14 protein-coding genes and 1 tRNA gene are annotated in these 14,495 nt (G+C 65.9%); 9 read left to right on the top strand and 6 right to left on the bottom strand.

The window, feature by feature from the left end:
* Positions 1–28: 28 nt before the first annotated feature.
* The 3 genes from ASC79_RS10150 to ASC79_RS10140 all read left to right on the top strand — a co-directional run bounded on the left by ASC79_RS10150 (position 29) and on the right by ASC79_RS10140 (position 1,932).
* Complete coding sequence (locus tag ASC79_RS10150; protein WP_082532126.1) at positions 29–922, top strand: alpha/beta hydrolase; 894 nt, start codon at positions 29–31, stop codon at positions 920–922.
* A 198-nt stretch (positions 923–1,120) separates the two neighbouring features.
* Positions 1,121–1,477: an aspartate 1-decarboxylase gene (gene panD / locus ASC79_RS10145; RefSeq protein WP_056025476.1), complete on the top strand. Its 357-nt coding sequence runs from the start codon at positions 1,121–1,123 to the stop codon at positions 1,475–1,477.
* Positions 1,477–1,932 (top strand): hypothetical protein, encoded by a 456-nt coding sequence (locus ASC79_RS10140; RefSeq protein WP_056025473.1) that lies wholly within the window; start codon positions 1,477–1,479, stop codon positions 1,930–1,932. Before panD ends, ASC79_RS10140 begins: the two co-directional genes overlap by 1 nt.
* A 29-nt stretch (positions 1,933–1,961) precedes the next feature.
* Here the strand turns inward: ASC79_RS10140 and ASC79_RS10135 are convergent, their stop codons facing one another.
* Complete coding sequence (locus ASC79_RS10135; protein ID WP_056025470.1) at positions 1,962–2,702, bottom strand: SIMPL domain-containing protein; 741 nt, start codon at positions 2,700–2,702, stop codon at positions 1,962–1,964.
* 153 nt (positions 2,703–2,855) lie between these two features.
* Here ASC79_RS10135 and ASC79_RS10130 point away from each other — a divergent pair.
* The 3 genes from ASC79_RS10130 (at position 2,856) to ASC79_RS21060 (ending at position 4,546) form a co-directional block, all read left to right on the top strand.
* Positions 2,856–2,931 (top strand) — tRNA-Ile (locus tag ASC79_RS10130).
* Positions 2,932–3,069: 138 nt separating this feature from the next.
* Entirely contained in the window at positions 3,070–3,813 is a 744-nt protein-coding gene (locus tag ASC79_RS10125) for a DUF2092 domain-containing protein (RefSeq protein ID WP_056025467.1), read from the top strand.
* A 13-nt stretch (positions 3,814–3,826) separates the two neighbouring features.
* Positions 3,827–4,546 (top strand): hypothetical protein, encoded by a 720-nt coding sequence (locus tag ASC79_RS21060; protein ID WP_156378468.1) that lies wholly within the window; start codon positions 3,827–3,829, stop codon positions 4,544–4,546.
* A 7-nt stretch (positions 4,547–4,553) separates the two neighbouring features.
* Here the strand turns inward: ASC79_RS21060 and ASC79_RS10115 are convergent, their stop codons facing one another.
* The 5 genes from ASC79_RS10115 to ASC79_RS10095 all read right to left on the bottom strand — a co-directional run bounded on the left by ASC79_RS10115 (position 4,554) and on the right by ASC79_RS10095 (position 9,955).
* Entirely contained in the window at positions 4,554–5,672 is a 1,119-nt protein-coding gene (locus ASC79_RS10115) for an amidohydrolase family protein (protein ID WP_200937155.1), read from the bottom strand.
* Between the two features lie 12 nt (positions 5,673–5,684).
* Complete coding sequence (gene glsA, locus ASC79_RS10110) at positions 5,685–6,719, bottom strand: glutaminase A (protein ID WP_082532060.1); 1,035 nt, start codon at positions 6,717–6,719, stop codon at positions 5,685–5,687.
* 14 nt (positions 6,720–6,733) lie between these two features.
* Positions 6,734–7,978 (bottom strand): DcaP family trimeric outer membrane transporter, encoded by a 1,245-nt coding sequence (locus tag ASC79_RS10105; RefSeq protein ID WP_156378467.1) that lies wholly within the window; start codon positions 7,976–7,978, stop codon positions 6,734–6,736.
* A 111-nt stretch (positions 7,979–8,089) separates the two neighbouring features.
* Positions 8,090–8,494: a DUF202 domain-containing protein gene (locus ASC79_RS10100; protein WP_056025461.1), complete on the bottom strand. Its 405-nt coding sequence runs from the start codon at positions 8,492–8,494 to the stop codon at positions 8,090–8,092.
* A gap of 9 nt (positions 8,495–8,503) precedes the next feature.
* The gene (locus ASC79_RS10095) at positions 8,504–9,955 is read right to left on the bottom strand and encodes an OprO/OprP family phosphate-selective porin (protein WP_162244278.1); all 1,452 of its coding nucleotides are present in this window, start codon (positions 9,953–9,955) and stop codon (positions 8,504–8,506) included.
* A gap of 355 nt (positions 9,956–10,310) precedes the next feature.
* Between ASC79_RS10095 and ASC79_RS10090 the strand changes: the two genes are divergently transcribed.
* The 3 genes from ASC79_RS10090 (at position 10,311) to ASC79_RS10080 (ending at position 14,467) form a co-directional block, all read left to right on the top strand.
* Positions 10,311–11,813 carry a hypothetical protein gene (locus ASC79_RS10090; protein WP_082532058.1) on the top strand — a complete coding sequence of 501 codons (1,503 nt, stop codon included), beginning with the start codon at positions 10,311–10,313 and terminating at the stop codon, positions 11,811–11,813.
* Between the two features lie 270 nt (positions 11,814–12,083).
* Positions 12,084–13,289, top strand: a complete 1,206-nt coding sequence (locus ASC79_RS10085) for a saccharopine dehydrogenase family protein (protein WP_056025455.1) — start codon at positions 12,084–12,086, stop codon at positions 13,287–13,289.
* Positions 13,290–13,384: 95 nt separating this feature from the next.
* Positions 13,385–14,467 (top strand): carboxynorspermidine decarboxylase, encoded by a 1,083-nt coding sequence (locus ASC79_RS10080; RefSeq protein WP_235528811.1) that lies wholly within the window; start codon positions 13,385–13,387, stop codon positions 14,465–14,467.
* Positions 14,468–14,495: the final 28 nt, after the last annotated feature.

Here is a 14,495-nt window from a genome sequence, read left to right as displayed (position 1 = left end):
GTGAGGCATGGTCCGTAACGTCCGCCGCATGTCCGCATCGCTTCGTGTCGGCGTCGTCGCTCTGCTGGCGGCGGCCAGCGCCGCCTGCACGCCGCTGGGCGTGTTCGCGACCTTCACGCCGCGCGATCCGGCGCTCCTGACCGCCAGGAGCCAGTCGTATGGCGCGTTGGGGCGTCAGACCCTGGACGTCTACGCGCCGCGTCAGATCAGCGCTGCGCGCCCCGTGGCGGTGTTCCTCTATGGCGGCGGCTGGGAGCGGGGTCGCAAGTGGGACTACGGCTGGGTGGCGCAGGCGCTGGCCGCGCGCGGATTCGTCGTGGTCCTGCCGGACTACCGTCTCTATCCGCAGGTGCGGTTTCCCGAATTCCTGAACGACAGCGCCCAGGCCGTGCGCTGGGCGGTCGATCATGCCGGCGCCTATGGCGGCGACCCCTCGCGCATCGTCCTGCTGGGACACTCGGCCGGCGCCTACAACGCGGTCATGCTGGGTCTTGACCCCAGCTATCTGCGCCAGGCGGGCGTGGACCCGGCGCGGATCGCCGGGATCGTCGGCATCGCCGGCCCGTATGACTTCCTGCCGCTTGAGGGGCATATGGCCGACGTGTTCGGGGTCGGCGATCCGGCGGGCACTCAGCCCGTGCGGCTGGCGAACCCCAATGCGCCGCCCATGCTGCTGATCACCGGCGACGCCGACACCATCGTCGATCCGCGCGACACCGATGCGCTGGGCCAGGCCATGCGCGCGGCGGGCGGCAGGGTCGAGACCCGCAGCTATCCCGGCGTCGGACACAATGAGATCATGGCCGCGATATCGAGGCCGTTCCGCGACCGGGCGAGCGTGCTGGACGATATCTCCGGGTTCATGGAGCAGGCGGTTGACGCGCCGTCCGCTCACGCGTTTGTCACCAATCGAACGCCCTGATCTTCTGCGCGAATCGGCGCGGGTAAATGGCGGATTTCATTGGGTATATGTCATCCCAGAGAGCGTTGTTCGCCCGCGACATATTGCCGTTAGGTCAACCTTGCTGCGCCGCCGCAATTGTGGTGTTGGGCAATCGACGCTATATCCGGCGGCCCTTCGTTTTGGAGGGATTGTGCGCCGCACTTGGAAGGACCGCCTATGCTGGTGACCCTGATGAAGGCCAAGCTTCACCGCGCGACGGTGACTCAGGCCGATCTTGAGTATGAAGGCTCCATCGCGATCGACCGCGATCTGCTGGACGCATCAGGCATTCTTCCCCACGAACAAGTGGACGTTCTGAACATCACCACCGGCGCGCGGTTCACCACCTACGCCATCGAAGCGCCGCGCGGATCCAAGGTGATCGGCGTCAACGGCGCGGCCGCTCGCCTGGTGCAAAAGGGCGACAAGGTGATCGTCGTGACCTACGGCATGCTGCCGGCCGAAGAGGCCCGCAACTACTCGCCCAGCGTCGTGCTGCTGGATGACGGCAACGAGATCAAGCAGGCCGCGTGATGCGCCTGCTGGCCGCGCTTGGTCTGTCGGTCGCTGTCCTCAGCGGCTGCGCGCCGAGCGCCCCGGCGGGGATCAAGAAGTACGTGCTGGATCAGGCGGTGTCCGACGCCATCGGCGATCCAGGCACCTGCGTGCTGATCGCCGAGCAGGGCAAGGTCGTCTACCAGTACGGGACCCACGTGGTCTGCGGCCGCAAGCTCCCGGGCTGCGACGACCCCGGCGTTCGAACCGTTGAACAATTGCTTCGCGCCGCGCCGACGGCGGGCGCCGCGCAGACCGCGAGTTGCCGCAGCAACGCCGACGGTTCTCGGCTGGTCGCGTGGGCGGCCGGGCCGATCGAAGGCGGGGAGCTGACCTACGCCGCGGTCATGGAAGGCGACCTCGTGCCGCCGGGCGTGGTCATCGCCGACAAGCTGAAGACCGCCTTCGCAAGGGCTGGCCTCGGGGCGAAGTAGGCCCTCCCCCGAAGGGAAGGGCCCACGACTTAGCGCGACATTTCGTAGAGACCGGTGATGTCCACGCGGACGTTCAGTTCGCCGGCGGCGATCGGCGCGCCGCCGGAATCCTTTTCCATACGCGCATAGGCCATCATCGGCGCGGGCGGAGGCGAGGGCATGTAGCCGCCGCCTTCGCTGAGGTTCACCAGTCGGCTGATCCGATGGCCGGTGGCCTTGGCGTAGAGGTCGGCCTTGGCGGTCAGGGCCTTCACAGCGTCCTGACGGGCGGCGTTCTCGGCGGCCGTCGGGTCCTTCAGGCCAAAGGAGATCCCGTTGACTTGATTGGCGCCGGCCTTGACCGTGGCGTCGACGGCCACGCCCAGCTTGGCGAGGTCGTTGACGGTGATCGTCACCTGGTTGGAGGCTTGGTAGCCGCGCAGCTTCGGCGGTTCGTTCTGCACATAGTCGTACTGGGCGTTGAGGTTCAGGCCCGAGGTCTGGATGTCCTTCTCGGCGATGCCGGCCTTGCGCAGGGCGGCGATAACCGAGTTCATCTGCTCGTTGTTGGCGGCCAGCGCGCCGGCGGCGGTCGGCGCTTCGGTGACGACGCCGAGGTTGATGGTCGCCTTGTCCGGCGCCACGCGGGCTTCGCCGTAGGCCGACAGATTGAGCGTCGTGGTCTGGAACATCGAGTCTGCCGAGGTGCGAGCGGTTTGAGCGAAGGCGGCGGGCGCGGCGGCGGTGGCGAGCATCAGGGCCAAAGCGCCGGCGCGGACGAAGGTCTTCATCGAAATCTCCAGAAACGCCCGCCTGACGGGCGGGATTGAGGTCTCCGAACGCCGAGCGACGAGCGGAGGTTGCATGTTCTGACAAAGCCAAGCTGAACGGCAGCTTTAAGGCGCGTGCAGGTCATGGTAACCCGCAGCCCTGCGTCGCTGCAGGGGCCTGTAGCTCAATGGTTAGAGCCGACCGCTCATAACGGTCTGGTTGTAGGTTCGAGTCCTACCGGGCCCACCAGCGATGTGCGCGCGGAAGCGCCGAGGTCATCCGTCAGCCGGAACTAGGGTTTCTACCAATGGCGGCCGGGCCGCGTTGGGAAGACAACATCCGATCGATGTGGGCCGCATCGGCGGCCCCAAAGCTCGGGGACTGACGATGCGGATGCTCACCGCCCTGGCCACTGCCGTAGCGCTCTGCCTTGGAGCTGGGAGCGCGGCAGCGCAGGCGCCTCCCCCCACCGAAGTAGAAGAGGACGCGCTGAAGGCGCTGAAGCGCATGGGCGCTTACCTCGACACCCTCAAGACGTTCGGACTGACGGCCAATACGACCCTGGACCTGGTGACGGTCGATGGTCAGCGGCTGCAGCTGGACGGCGTGACTGACTACAAGGTCCGACGTCCCGACGGCTTCGTCATCGAGCTGAAGAGCGACATCAAGAACCGGAGGTTCGTCTACGACGGCAAGACGTTCACCGTCTCGGCCCCGGAGCTGAAGTACTACGCGACGGTCGACGCGCCGGCGACCAACGTCGCGACCCTGGACGCGATCCACGATCGGTACGGGATATCTCTGCCGCTCGAAGACCTGTTCCACTGGAACGGCGACAAGACGCGAGAAGACCAGCTGATTTCCGGCTTCGTCGTCGGCCCGGCGACCATCGATGGCGTCCCGACCGAACACTACGCCTTCCGCGAGAAGGACATGGATTGGCAGATCTGGATCCAGAAGGGCGATCGGCCGCTGCCCAAGAAGCTGGTCATCATCGACCGGACGGATCCGACCGGCCCGACCTATGTCGCGCGGTTGACCTGGACGGAGAACCCCAAGCTGACGCAGCAGGACTTCACCTTCACACCGGCAAGCGACGCCAAGCCGATCCGGCTGATGGCGCAGCGCTGAAGAGGCCAAGACCATGTCCAAGGCGCACATGTATCGGGCCACCCTAGGGGCGGCGATTGTCTCCATCGTCTGCATGGCGGCGTTCGACAGCTATGCGCGGGGGCGCGGCGGCGGCGGCGTCCGCGGCGGCGGCATGTCGAGCATGAGCCGGGGCTCTTCGATGAGCCGTGGCTCCATGGGGGGGAGCTCACGCAGCATGAGTGCGCCGCCCAGACAAAGCAGCGGCTCCATGGCCGGCAGGTCGAGCTCTGGCGGTAGCCGTACGCAAGGCGCCTATGCGGGCTCCAGGCCTTCAGGCGGCCAGGGAGCGTATGCGGGAAACCGGCCGGCGGCGGGGCAGGGCGCGTACGCCGGCAGTCGTCCCGCAGGCGGCTATGCTGGCAACCGGCCGAATGCGGGGCAGTTGCCCGCGCGCGCAGACGGTGGCCGAAACAACATAAATCGTGGCGATATCAACGTCGGAAACGACATCAATATCGATGGCGACAATGACTGGGGCTGGGGCGGCTGGGACGATCACCCAATCGGCGCGGGCATAGCCTTCGGAACGGCGGCGGCGGTCACGTCAGCGGCCGTCTATGGCTCGATGTACCATTCGCTGCCCTACGGCTGCTCGGCCTATTACTCGTCCTACTACTATTGCGGCGGCATGTATTACGAGCCGCGCTATCAGGGTGACACCGTGGTCTATGTGACGGTCCCGGATCCAGGCCAAGGGCAACCGCCGCCTTAGCGGGCGCTTAACGCGCCGCCGCCCCGACATTCGCCTTTTCCCAGGCCCGCACGCGAACGCGCGCGGTGTCGAATATGCGCGCATAGTTGCCTTTGAGAATTTTCTCGCGGGCCGTCGGGGTGAGTTTCGCCCAAAGCGGCTGGTACATCTCGTAGACCGACATGTACTTCTCGGTTGTCGTCGGCGCGACGACGTCGCTGCCGAACAGGAAACGGTCTGGATGCCGGTTTATGAGGTCGGCCGTGATCTGCGTGGCCTCTTCGCTGGCCACCACGTACTTGGCGACCTCGTCCCAAGAGATGTCGAAATAGACATGCTTGAGGGCCGGGTCATTGATCATCTCCTCAATGAGCGCGGCGTGGGACTTCACGGGCGTCACAATCCGGCCGAGACCCATGTGCGCCCAGATGATGGTGGTGCGCGGGTGCCGGGCGAGCAGGGCGCGCAGCTGCTCGAAATAGGGCCGCACCTTGTCGTCCTTGGTGAAGGGCATGACCAGGTCGTTGTGGAGGATCGCCACGAGCCCAACCTCGCCGCTGAAGTCCAGCAGGCGCGCCAGCGCAGGGTCGGTGAGCCCCGCTGGACCGCCGGCGATCTTCGGCGAGACAAACTCCTTGTGGATCGAAAACTCGCCGATGCCCGAGAAGACGCCCGGATAGGTCGTCAACACGCGACGCACGTGATCGGCGGCGTACATGTCCGCGGGATTGAAGCCAGTGATCATGGGGTCGAAGCGCGCACGGTCGGCTGGCGGCAAGGCGTTGTAGGCGGCGGCGATCGCGGCGTCGGTGAAGGAGTAATAGTAGAGGGGCGCGTCGCTCTCCAGGTAGTACGCCGGGGCGATGTCACCGCTGATATGATAGGCCCACTGTTGCTGCAGCGGGATTCCGAACAACGTCGAGCGGCATAGCTTGTCGCCCATGACCTTCAGGGCCTGGCCGGCGGTGGGGCCTTCCTGAATGTAGTTGGTGAGGTGAAAGTGGGAGTCGCTGAAAACGCAGCGCTCGGCCGCTTGCGCGCCTTGCGCGGCGGCCAAGGCTGAACATGCCGACAAGCCGACAGCCAGCATCCGAACGGCGCCAGCTATGCGCCGGGACAGCGCGTTGGACGCTTCGCCGTTCCGCATGGCTTCCTCCGATTAGACGGGCTGCACGGAGTAGGGGTTGCCGCCCAGTGTGTTGGATATCGAGGCGATGGCGCGCTGCCCCCGCACGCTGTTGCCCGCGGCGTCCAGAGGCGGGGCGAAGGTTCCGAGGCCGAACTTGCCGGGCGAAACCGCGATGAGGCCGCCGCCGACGCCGCTCTTGGCCGGCAAACCGGTGCGGAACAGCCACTTGCCGCTGTCGTCATAGAGGCCTGCCGTGGCCATGACGGCCAGCAGGCCCGGCACGTGGCGTGGGTCTATGACCTGCTTGCGGGTGACGGGGTTTCGGCCGCCGTTGGCCAGAGTTCCGGCCATGATGCTCAGATCCTTGGCGTTCACCGCGATCGCGCATTGGCGGGTGTACAGGTCAGTCGCCTGCGCCGGATCGCCTGGGAACCGCTCATAGGCCGACATCAGTTGCCCGATCGCCCGGTTGCGTTGGTTGGTGTCGGCTTCGGACTTGTAGACGACTTCATCGACGTCGAGCTGGCGTCCCGCGAAGTCGCTGTGAATGCCAAGGATCTTGCGCCAGACCTCGTCGGCGCTGGACCCCTTGACCATGCCGGTCGTGGCGATCGCGCCGGGGTTCACCAACGGGTTCATCTCCTTGCCGCGAAACTGTTCGACGGCGACGATCGAGTTGAAGACCTGGCCGGTGGCGTCCACGCCGATGCTGTTTTCAACCAGGTCCTGGCCAGATTCCTGGAACACCAGGGCGAGGGTGAAAACCTTGGAGATCGACTGAATGGAGAACTTCGGCTCGATGTCGCCGACGAAGGACGAGGCGCCGGTCGGCGTGACGAGCCCGATGCCGAAGTAGTGCGACGGGACCTGGGCGAGAGCCGGGATGTAGTCGGCGTTCTTGCCTTCGTTCAGGCTCTTGTACTGCGCGTGGGCCGCCTTGACCGCCGCGTCGATGTTCCCGGGAGCGGCGGCGCGGGGCTGGGCGAGGGCCGGCGTCGCCGCGGCGGCGCCCATGAAGGCGATGACCTTGGCGAGGTCGCGCCGCGAAGCGTTGTAGGTTGTCATCGGATTGCTCTCGATCAGCGGAAGTCGTTGCTGGAGAAGTTGTATTTGAACGAAACCTGGAGGCGGTAATCCTCGCCCTCCTCACCGTCCTTGTCTTCGCGCGTGCCCCAGAGGAATTCGCCGCCCATCATGATCTTGTCCGACGGCGTGTAGAGCAGGTTGACTGAGGCGTACTGCGCGGTCTGGAAGGCGGTGGGCTCCTGGAAGTTGGTGTTGTCGACCTGGGTGCGGCTGTAGCCGATGGAAGAGCTGAACTGATCGTTCCAGTAGTGGTCGTAGTAGGCCACCACGCCGAACAACGGCACGACGTCGCCGCGCAGTCCGATGGGCGGCAGACCGCCCGGGACCGGTGGGGGCGCGTTCAGTTGGTCGGCTTCCGGCGCCAGGTCGGTGCCGCCGTCGTTCATGTAGCTGGCGATCCCCTCGCCATAGACAGCCGCGAGGTGGATGACGTCCTTCTCCAGGACCTTGATGTTGGAGGTGACGTTGACGCCCCAGCCGGTCTTGCTGTCGGAGGGTTCGTTGTTGGGCGTGCCGGCGGTCTCGAAGCCGACCCGGCGCAGGATGCCGGCGACCTGGACGTGGCCCCAGTCGCCGTTGTAGCGCCAGTGCGCGGTCAGGTCGGGCAACTCTTCGTCGCCCTGCAGGCCGCTGGCGATGTCGGAGTCGATGAGCCGAACGTTGCCGGGATCGATGTCGTTGGATGGCTGCTCGACGGCGACTGCGAACTGGTGCGATCCGGTCTTGTACGTGTAGCGGATCTGCGGATTGCGCAGGAAGACCATGCCGTTCGGTCCCCAGTAGTCGATCGTGTTGGGGAAGCTGTCGCCGTCCATGAAGACGCTGTTGGTCTGGCCCGCGAGGATCGGGCCCCATTCGCCGTAGACGTGGCGCAGGCGGAAGGTGGTCTGCCCGGCGTCCCCGCCGACGCCGAAAAGGTCGAACTCGAAGCGCACGAACAGGTCGTTGCCGGCGACAGGCTGGCGGGCACGCACGCCGAGCCGCGATTGGCGGACGCTGATGACGCTCTGACCGTCGTCGCCGAAGAGGCCGTCGACCGTCGGGATCTTCGACGGACGAAGCGTGGAGTCCCAGTCTGGGTCGACGCGCTTGAAGTCCTGCACGTAGTCTACTTGCGCGAACCCGTAGATCTCAAAATTGGGTGCATCCTGAGCGTGCGCCGCGCCCGCGAACCCAAGACCGAGCGTTGCAACTGCGAAAGCCCCGTTCCGCACCGGGCGGTTCAAATACTGAACCATTACCAGCCCTCCATTTGCCGCTCAGTCGACGAGCGTGACCGCGACCTTGGCGAACAGGTGTCTGCGTGGCTATCAGGTGGAATACCGAGCAGCCGCAGCCGATGGCACGACTTAACGGAACAGCGTCGTGACGAAGGCTCCGGCCCCTGTCGCGAGCAGCAGGCTGGCGACCACGAAGGTGGAACGGATGCGGTAGCCGCCGACCCCGGCGGGAAGCGGAAATCGGCGCCGGACCACGGCCTGGTAGCGCGACTGGTTCCATAGGCCCCAGGCGAGGTTCAGCAGTCCCAAGGTGAGCAGCGCCAGGCCGATGCGCCGGGCCACCAGATCCAGATCGACGCCGATGGAGGCGCGGGCGTCGGCGTTCTGCAGGAAGGCGTGGATCGTGAAGCCGAAGCCGATCATCGAGATCGAGGTCTGCACGATCTGGATCATCGTGCGTTCGACGTCGCGCATCGCGACGTCCCTGGCGGTGATCGCAGCGGTCAACTCGGGCGAGGGGGAAGCTTCGGGCATCTGGTTCTCCTAAAACGAGTACCGAAAGCGAACGGCGAGGATGTCGAAGGTCTGGCCGATCTGCACACCCGGCGGCGGCGTGGCGGGCGGCGGGCCGAAGGGGTCCGGGTCGGCAAGGCCGGAGGGGTTCAGCCGGTCCACGTCGACGTGGAGATAGTTGGCCATCAGCCGCACGCGCGGTCGCGGATACCAGAGCAGGGCGGCGCCCAGGATCTGTTGGCGACCGCCGCGTACGCCGCCGGCCGGCGTGGGCTGGCCTGCTGCGCCCTCGCGGTCGTTGAGATCCATGGCGCTGAAGCGGAACGCCACCTCCAAGGCGCCCCAGCCGCCGCCGCCAATGGGCGCGAGCGGCTTGGGAAACGAGAAGGCGGCGAGCGATTGGTCGAAACGCCGGGTTTCGCCCGTCAGAATCCAACTGCCCTGAACGTAGAACCCCGAGAAGCGCGGGTCGCCCGGCTCGGGGCCGTGACGACTGACGCCGAACAGGAAGGCCTCGGCCTGGAGATAGAAGTTCTTCCTCTGGGCGGCGAATTCGAAGCCCAGAATCTGGGCCTGGTCGGCGTCGATCTCGCCGGTGTCGATGAGCGGCGTGTCGTCGACGTCGATTTCGGGCGTGCTGAGGAACCGGACGGGAAAGCGTTCGGGCCGGCCTGCGTCCTGCTGGCTGGCGGGCGTCAGGACGAGGGTCCCGTTCACGCCGAAGTGGAGGCGGTAGTCGGACCGCCATTTGTACGCCCGCGCATAGCGGCCAAGGATGGCGGCCCTTGGCGCGTAGTCCTCGCCGCTGTCGAGCTGCGGTCCGGTCAGGCTGACGGCGGCCATCGAGCCGGGCGCGACGCGCCGAACCGTCACGCCGATCCGGCCATCGCCACCGCCCAGCGAACGGGCCAGGTCTGCAGCGGTCGCCCGCTCCAGGAACAGCGTGCTGTCGGAACTCGTCGCGCCCTCCATGTTCGTCGGGGGCGAGAAGGCGCCGATGCGGATCGAATAGGGCCGCCAGTTGTAGCTTGCCCATACCTCGGCGATCCGCGCTTCGCCGGCCTCGTCGGCGTCGCCGAACTCGAACATGGCGCGATAGGCGATGCGCTCGCCGTGCGTGCCCTCCCAGCCCAGGCGCGCGCGGCGCAGGTAGGATCCGTCGTTGAGATTGCGCGCCCGTAGCGGATCGCCAAGGCCGATGCCACCGCGTCGGAAGTCGCTGTCGGGCGGGCCTTCGGCGTCCTGGTGGTACGCCGCGCCGTCGTACTGCAGGTAGCCGTGGAACTTCCAAGCGCCCAGCCGAAAGTCGAGGTCAAGCGAAGGCGCCTGGGGGCGCGAGGCGCGTTCCGCGGCTTCGTCGAGGCTTGCCTGAGGGGAGGGCGCGGAGAGTGAGCTTGGCGCCTGCGGCGGCGGCGCGGTCGCCGCCTCGCCGCCCGGGGCGGTCGCCGCCAGCAATGCGCTCGTCGTGGCAATGATGGTCACCGGCGCCGAGCTCCCGATGCGGCTCGCCGGACAACGACAAGCCTAGGCGCGCGATCCTTTCCCCTGGAGAACAAGGCGCCTATCGGGTCGATCCCGTAAGGTTAGCGGGTGGCGCCAGCAGGTCCGGCGCGGCTCGAGCGCGCCAGTCTATCTCTCTCGCCATCTTCGGCGGCCGCGCGCTCGGCGTGCAATGGATCCGACCGAGCTGGGGCGTGAGCCTCAGGTCATCACCTGAGGGACCCTAGGGTAGCAACGGAGTGTAGCACCGCTGGTCGCCTGCCATGACTTGGCTGGGCGCTATGGTCAAGGCAGCGCCCCACCTGAGGTCAATCGCATCTCGTGGCGGGGAGACGGAATGAGGCACGCGGCGAAAAATGCGGCTTCGGCGGGGCTTGTTGGCCTCGCCTTGGCGATGCTCAGCGCTCAACCCGCCAGGGCGGCGGACGCCGACGCTCCCCCCGTGACGACCGCGGATGCGCAGCGGGTGCGCATGGAGCAGCAGTTGCGCGAACTCCAAACCATGCGATCGGAGTTCGACCGGCGCATCCGGGCGATCGAAGTCGAGCTTCATGGGAGCGCCGCGCCGGCTGCGGAAACGCTCCCAGCGCCGCAGGCGGCCGTCCCCGTCGCTACGCAGCAGGTCAAGGAGAGTTCCCCGACGAAATGGGGCGGGTTCGAGCCGGGCAAAGGGCTCGTATTGATGAAGTCCGACATGGGGGAGGTCAATCTGGGCGTCGTGAGCTACATGCGATATCTGAACCAGGAAGGCCTTGAGGACGGCTACACCGACTCTTTCGGCCGCCAGTTTCCCGTGGATCCGCGGGAAGACTTTCAGCTGGCGAAGGTTCAGCTGACCTTCCGCGGTTGGCTCTTCGATCCCAGGTTCAACTACAACGCCTACTTCTGGACCTCGAACTCCAACCAGGGGCAGAGCGCGCAGGTCGTCGGCGCCGGGAATCTCTCGTTTATCTTCAACAGCGCCCTGCGGGTGTACGCAGGTGTCCACTCGGTGCCTTCGACACGCTCGACGAACCGGACGTTTCCGTACTGGCTGCGCAACGACAACCGACCGATCGCCGATGAGTTCTTCCGCGGTTCGTATACGCAAGGGCTGTGGGCTGAGGGCAAGCTGGCGCGTGGGCTCGAGTACCGCGCGATGATCGCAAACAATCTGAGCGCGCTGGGCGTCAACGCTGGCCAACTCGATGCAAAGCCGAACACGTTCTCGGCGGCCCTGACCTGGATGCCCACGACGGGCGAGTTCGGGCCAGCCGCCGGGTTTGGCGACTTCGAGGATCACCAGGAAGTCGCGACGCTTCTGAGCGCGCACTATACGCGCAGCACGGAGACGCCGCAGTCGCAGCCGGGCACGGAGTCGATTGAGAACACCCAACTCCGGCTTTCAGATGGGACCCTGCTATTCGGCGTGAACGCCTTCAACACGCCGGGCCGGATCACCGAAGCGCGTTATCAGATGATGGCCCTCAATGCGGGGCTGAAGTACCGGGGCTACTCTCTGGAGTTTGAGTACTACGCCAGGTGGCTCGATCAATTTCGAGTGGATGGCATCATCCCGGTATCCGACCTGTTCGACAGCGGCTTCCAATTGCAGGCGGGGGCCATGTTGATCCCGAAAACCCTGCAGCTGTACGTTTCGGGATCTCAAATATTCGGCGAGTACGGAAACCCCTATGACGTGGGGATCGGCGTCAACTGGTTTCCGTTCGAGCGCCGTGATGTGCGGATCAATATGATGGGCCTCTATGTAGACAAGTCGCCCGTCGGTTACAGCGCATACCCGGTTCCGGTCGGCGCAGAGGGTTTCACCTTCCTGACAGACTTTTCGCTGGCGTTCTGAGCCATCGCCTACGCCTGTCGCCGACGCGGGCGCGAGTTCGGCTGCGCCAGGCGCAGTCCGACATCCGTTCGCACCACGTCCATGAGTGTCATTGAGGCGGCGTATTCGACGCGTACTTGAGGCTTGTCGCGTAGACCAGGCGGACATCAAGGGCGCGCGCGAGCGTGCTTCGAAGGGGTGCACGGCTCGCCCCGAGCTCGTATAAGACGCGCCGCGACGCGCTGGTGTCGACGAGTATTGGCAGGAATGATGGCGTCGGGAGTTGTGCAGATGAGCAAGGTGCTTGTGATCGGCGCCGGTGGCGTCGGGTCGGTCGCCGTCCATAAGATGGCGATGAACCCTGACATCTTCACTGAAATCACACTGGCGAGCCGTCGCCGTTCCAAGTGTGACGCCATCGCCGCGTCAGTGAAGCAACGCACCGGCGTGACCATCCAGACGGCCGAACTGGACGCAGACGACATCGAAGCGACCGCCGCGCTGATCGACGCCGTTAAGCCGGAGCTCGTGGTCAACCTCGCCTTGCCCTACCAGGATCTGGCGATCATGGAGGCCTGCCTGAAGGCGGGTGCGAACTATCTCGATACGGCCAACTATGAGCCGCGCGACGAGGCAAAGTTCGAATACAGCTGGCAATGGGCGTACCAGGAGCGGTTCCGCGAGGCTGGCTTGATGGCCGTGCTCGGCTGCGGCTTTGATCCCGGCGCGACGTCGGTGTTCACCACCTATGCCCGCAAGCACCTGCTCGACCGGATCGACACGCTCGACATTCTCGACTGCAACGGCGGCGACCACGGCCACCCCTTCGCGACGAACTTCAATCCCGAGATCAACCTGCGCGAAGTCACCGCGCCCTCGCGCCATTGGGAGAATGGCCAGTGGGTGGAGGGACCGGCGCTGTCCCACAAGCAGGCGTTCGACTTCGCCGGGGTCGGCGAGCGGAACATGTACCTGATGTACCATGAGGAACTGGAGTCGCTGGCCCGGTTCTATCCGGAGATCAGGCGGATCCGGTTCTGGATGACCTTCGGCGACAGCTACCTGAAGCACCTGGAAGTGCTGGGCAATGTCGGCATGACACGCATCGACCCGGTGAAATTCCAGGGCGTGGACATCATCCCGCTGCAGTTTCTGAAGGCGCTGCTTCCTGAGCCCTCATCGTTGGGCGCGGTCACCCGCGGCAAGACCAACATCGGCGTCATCGCGACGGGCCAAAAGGACGGCAGCGACAAGACGGTCTACATCTACAACGTCTGCGACCACGAAGAGGCCTACGCCGAGACCGGCAACCAGGCGATCAGCTACACCACAGGCGTTCCGGCGATGATCGGCGCGGCGCTGATGCTGACCGGCGCCTGGCGCGGCGCCGGGGTGTTCAACATGGAGCAGCTCGACCCCGATCCGTTCATGGCGCAGATGAACCGGCAGGGCCTGCCGTGGCAGGTTCAAGACCTTCCCGCGCCGCTCGCTTTCTGATCGAGATGCAGACGCAAGCTGGGGGCCCCGGCGCCTTCGCCCGCTTTGATCTTGGCCGAGTTCCATCGCCTTGCTTCGTGGTTGATGAAACGGCGGTGCGCAGCAACCTCGCGGTGCTCAAGGATGTCGCCGACCGCGGCGGCGCCAAGGTGCTGCTTGCGCTCAAGGCCTTCTCGATGTGGGCGGTGGCCGATCTGGTCGGCGAGTACATGCACGGGGTGTGCGCTTCTGGGCTTTGGGAAGCCCGGCTGGCCCGTGAGCATTACAAGGGCGAGCTGACCACCTACGCTCCGGCCTATCGCGCCGAGGACCTGCCCGAGATCCTGCGCCTGTCCGACACGGTGATCTTCAACTCGCCGGCGCAGATCGCCCGGTTCGAGGGCCTCATCGCCCAGGCGCGCGCCGACGGCGAAGTCTTCGAGATCGGACTGCGCCTGAACCCCGAGAGCAGCGAGGCGGAGGTCGCCAAGTACGATCCGTGCTGCCCGGGATCACGTCTCGGCTTTCCGGTCTCGCAGCTGCGGCCCGAACACCTGCAAGGCGTAGATGGTCTGCACGTGCACGCCCTGTGCGAGCAGGGTTTCGAACCGCTGCGCCGGATCTGGGACGCGTTGGAGCCGCGCTTGGGCGGCCTGCTGGCGGGCCTGAAGTGGGTCAATCTCGGCGGGGGGCATCACATCACGCGCGCAGACTATGCACGCGAAGACCTCGTCGGCTTCCTGCGCGAGATTACCGAGCGCCACGGCGTCGAGGTCTATATCGAGCCAGGCGAAGCCATCGCGCTGGACGCCGGAATTCTGGTGGGCGAGATCCTCGACACCTTCGACAACGGCGTGCACGTCGCCATCACCGACATCTCCGCGACCTGTCACATGCCGGACGTCCTGGAAGCGCCCTACCGGCCGGCCATGCTGAACGAGGCTGAGCACGGCGCGCCAGTCCGCCTCGGTGGGCCGTCCTGCCTGGCTGGCGACATCATCGGCGACTACCTGTTCGACGAGGTTCCGGGGCCGGGCACGCGCATCGCGTTCCTGGACCAGGCGCACTATTCGATGGTCAAGACCACGACCTTCAACGGCGTGCCCCTGCCGGCCATCGCGCTTTGGAACAGTGAATCCGACGCGCTGCGTCTGGTCCGGCAGTTCGACTATCGCGACTTCCGCGACCGGTTGTCCTGATCTGACGCTCCGGGCCGGCGCAAAGCCG

The organism is Phenylobacterium sp. Root1290, from assembly GCF_001425305.1.
Classification (GTDB): Bacteria; Pseudomonadota; Alphaproteobacteria; order Caulobacterales; family Caulobacteraceae; genus Phenylobacterium.
Note: the sequence above shows the minus strand (reverse complement) of the source record. Positions and strands in the feature narration are given on the sequence as shown.

Excerpts from the sequence above, each read along its gene's own strand:
- ASC79_RS10125 (WP_056025467.1), top strand. The coding sequence starts at position 3,070 with ATGCGGATGCTCACCGCCCTGGCCACTGCCGTAGCGCTCTGCCTTGGA.
- ASC79_RS21060 (WP_156378468.1), top strand. The coding sequence starts at position 3,827 with ATGTCCAAGGCGCACATGTATCGGGCCACCCTAGGGGCGGCGATTGTC.
- ASC79_RS10105 (WP_156378467.1), bottom strand. The coding sequence starts at position 7,978 with ATGGTTCAGTATTTGAACCGCCCGGTGCGGAACGGGGCTTTCGCAGTT.
- glsA (WP_082532060.1), bottom strand. The coding sequence starts at position 6,719 with ATGACAACCTACAACGCTTCGCGGCGCGACCTCGCCAAGGTCATCGCC.
- ASC79_RS10135 (WP_056025470.1), bottom strand. The coding sequence starts at position 2,702 with ATGAAGACCTTCGTCCGCGCCGGCGCTTTGGCCCTGATGCTCGCCACC.
- ASC79_RS10150 (WP_082532126.1), top strand. The coding sequence starts at position 29 with ATGTCCGCATCGCTTCGTGTCGGCGTCGTCGCTCTGCTGGCGGCGGCC.
- ASC79_RS10115 (WP_200937155.1), bottom strand. The coding sequence starts at position 5,672 with ATGCGGAACGGCGAAGCGTCCAACGCGCTGTCCCGGCGCATAGCTGGC.
- ASC79_RS10085 (WP_056025455.1), top strand. The coding sequence starts at position 12,084 with ATGAGCAAGGTGCTTGTGATCGGCGCCGGTGGCGTCGGGTCGGTCGCC.
- ASC79_RS10140 (WP_056025473.1), top strand. The coding sequence starts at position 1,477 with ATGCGCCTGCTGGCCGCGCTTGGTCTGTCGGTCGCTGTCCTCAGCGGC.
- panD (WP_056025476.1), top strand. The coding sequence starts at position 1,121 with ATGCTGGTGACCCTGATGAAGGCCAAGCTTCACCGCGCGACGGTGACT.
- ASC79_RS10090 (WP_082532058.1), top strand. The coding sequence starts at position 10,311 with ATGAGGCACGCGGCGAAAAATGCGGCTTCGGCGGGGCTTGTTGGCCTC.
- ASC79_RS10100 (WP_056025461.1), bottom strand. The coding sequence starts at position 8,494 with ATGCCCGAAGCTTCCCCCTCGCCCGAGTTGACCGCTGCGATCACCGCC.